Here is a 365-nt window from a genome sequence, read left to right as displayed (position 1 = left end):
TGGAAGCGGTCATGGCCCGCGAAGCCGGGCATATCACCGGTTGGCGAATCAGCCGTTATGCCAAGGGCCGTGCCAAACACACCGACTTTTACGCCCGCCTGATGAAAAACGGCCCCGCGGCAGACATGACCGCCGAGGAAGTCGCCGCCTTTGAAGCNAGTCGCCGCCTTTGAAGCCTTACACAGCCTGCAACTTGAGGAAGATGCCGCCAACCGCGCGGGCACCCCGGCGCCGGTCTGGTCTGAACGTCAGTTGGCCACGCAAAACGATAATCAACTGATCAAGCTGAACTACGAACGTCGCACCGGCGCCCGCGCCTCAAGTGCTTTTAACACCAGCAAAGTGTATGAACCGAACCTGGATTG

Annotated in this window: 1 protein-coding gene; it reads left to right on the top strand. The window is 59.6% G+C overall.

The window, feature by feature from the left end:
• Window positions 1-11: 11 nt before the first annotated feature.
• On the top strand, window positions 12-173 hold the full coding sequence (locus tag AO240_RS29455; RefSeq protein WP_177445873.1) for a hypothetical protein: 162 nt from the start codon (window positions 12-14) through the stop codon (window positions 171-173).
• The last annotated feature ends 192 nt before the right edge of the window (window positions 174-365 follow it).

The sequence above is a fragment of the Pseudomonas sp. ICMP 460 genome, from assembly GCF_002723595.1.
Classification (GTDB): Bacteria; Pseudomonadota; Gammaproteobacteria; order Pseudomonadales; family Pseudomonadaceae; genus Aquipseudomonas; species Aquipseudomonas kitaguniensis.
The sequence above is the reverse complement of the archived record's forward strand: the minus strand, read 5'-3'. Positions and strand labels throughout refer to the sequence as shown.